1 protein-coding gene is annotated in these 2369 nt (G+C 46.8%); it reads right to left on the bottom strand.

Going from position 1 to position 2369, the window contains the following annotated elements:
* Nucleotides 1–106: 106 nt before the first annotated feature.
* Nucleotides 107–1762: a group II intron reverse transcriptase/maturase gene (ltrA, locus tag JGK39_RS33215; protein ID WP_293262699.1), complete on the bottom strand. Its 1656-nt coding sequence runs from the start codon at nucleotides 1760–1762 to the stop codon at nucleotides 107–109.
* Between the last annotated feature and the right edge of the window lie 607 nt (nucleotides 1763–2369).

Below are 2369 nucleotides of genomic sequence, written 5' to 3' on the forward strand. Positions count from 1 at the left end.
AGTCGGGTAAAGAGATTACATCGCTGTAACCCCCTCCCCTCAAAACCGGACTTGTACCTTTCAGCACATCCGGCTTAAGCAAATTACTAGCTTCCACATGCTTCAGTCATTTTGCAGCATGAATCTGTTGATGACAGTAGAGGTGTAAGAATCGGAGATTTTTGTAGCTATTACTCCCACCCTGTTGTTTTGGCTCAATGTGATGAACATGCAGTTCTTCCCCGTTGAATAGAGATTCTCCGCATTTAGGACAAATGAATCCTTGGTTCTGAGCAATCTTTTGCTTACTGGGAGTAAGAGATTTAGATTTAGCCTTCTCCCTGTCTTGCCAGTAGCTTTTAAGATTTGGATCGTCAGGAGATGATCTGCCTTTCACCAGAATATGTCTTTCTATCCTGAACCAGCTAAATTTGAGCAAATGCATTCCTGTGGTTTTGTCACCAAATACCCATCGGTCGCTACGCTCTAAATTCAGCCTGCCCCAATACCGGCTTTGTCTCCAGTAACGGGGTTTTTTAGGGTGGGTGTGCTTGACATAGCGAACTGCCCGATGAAACATCCAACGGTCAAGGCTATGAAAAATCTCACAAGACACTCCTGAACGGAAATAGTTCGCCCATCCTCGAATAATCGGGTTTAAGCGTTTAATAATTGCTAGAACATTCGACCCTCGCAAGGAGAGCCATTCCTCTCGCAATTTATTCCGTATTTTGCTTACCGATTCCTTGCTTGGCTTAATCAGCAGCTTCCAACCTGTTTTAGAGGTTTTTTCGGCTCTGTAGTGTCTGATGTTGAAGCCTAGAAAGTCGAATCCCTCACTCAGATGAACAATTTTGGTTTTCTGGACCGATAGCTCTAACCCTCTTTGTTGCAACCAACTTTTTAGGATTTCAATCACTTCTTCGGCATCTTCTTTGGACTCACAGAATGCTGCAAAATCGTCCGCATAACGAACGATTGCTCGCTTTCCAATAGACTGACCTCTGGAGTCGTATTTGACACCAATGGCTTCCTCCATTCCATGCAAGGCAATGTTAGCCAACAAGGGGGACACCACGCCGCCCTGGGGAGTTCCACTATCCGTTTCATGAAAAACTCCTTGTTCCATGTATCCTGCCTTGAGCCATTGTTTAATCAGTTCCCGACCAGGGACTTCACCAATTGCCTTGAGCAAGAATTCATGGCTGATATTGTCAAATGCGCCTTTGATGTCAGCATCTACGACCCATTTCTTTCGTTTATTGGGTCGAGATAAGCCGAATATCTTCTCAATGGCATCATGACAACTTCTGCCAGGGCGGAATCCGTAGCTGGTTCCCTCGAAATTTGCCTCCCACTCTGGTTCAAGAGCGTTCTTGACCATTGCTTGAAGACATCTGTCTTTGACAACAGGGATTCCCAGTGGGCGTTGTTTTCCATTTGCTTTCGGTATGTACACCCGACGCGCAGGTTTTACTCTCCAAAGGGTGAAAGCCGATAATTCATCGACCAATTTGCCTCTGGCTGTAGGAGTTTTCACCACTACTTTGTCAATTCCTGGCGTATTTCTACCTGCGTTCTGCTGCGTCACTCTGCGAACACTCGTCAGAATATTGGCATAGCTTCGTAGCATTAGCTTTTGAAGCGAACGTACCTTTTTATAGTTCCGTTCTGTGGTCGCCCGAAAGATTCTCTGTCTCAAATTCCTGACAGTCCGATTGACTTTGCGCCAGTTAATGGCGTTCCAATCGGTTTGCCCTTTGGTTCCGTTTGCTAAAGCCATGCTTTGCATCTAACTTGTCCCTGAGTGAGAAATCATTACAGAAGTCTTTGGGTAATTCACCTGACCCACGTCAGCACCCTTTCAGGTTGGGTATTGCCCTATCCAGCAGGTTATGGATTTCCTTTGCCTTTCGGCTTACTGGCGTTCGCTTCTTGGGTCATCCCTGTCCCACTGGGGAATTCAGTCGTCCTTGCGGTTGACCTACTGGAAATCCAGACCCCATTGGGGTTATCACGTTCCACATGTTAGAGATGCAACTGAAGAGGGTGTCTCCTTTACTGCGGGGACGGGGTGTCCTCGAATTCGATTCATAAGACCGAATTCCGTGCCTCGATTGGTAAGACCGAGGTTCATTGTCCCTTCATCACCGTATCAGCCATATTTCGATGACCAGATGTCACGCAGCCTCATCAGAGATTCACTTGCGTTCACCCATTCAGTCTTCCTCTTGCCTGGTTTGTCCAAATGGCTTGGACGCTCCTTAGACGTTACCTCCTTGCAAAAGACCCCACCGTTACCAGTGATGCCCTTGGAGATTGAGGATAGGTTTGGACACTAGCCTAGAGAAGTTACCTCCTCACTCACAACATGCGACATCGTGTCGCGC

The organism is Microcoleus sp. PH2017_12_PCY_D_A, from assembly GCF_020738565.1.
Classification (GTDB): Bacteria; Cyanobacteriota; Cyanobacteriia; order Cyanobacteriales; family Microcoleaceae; genus Microcoleus.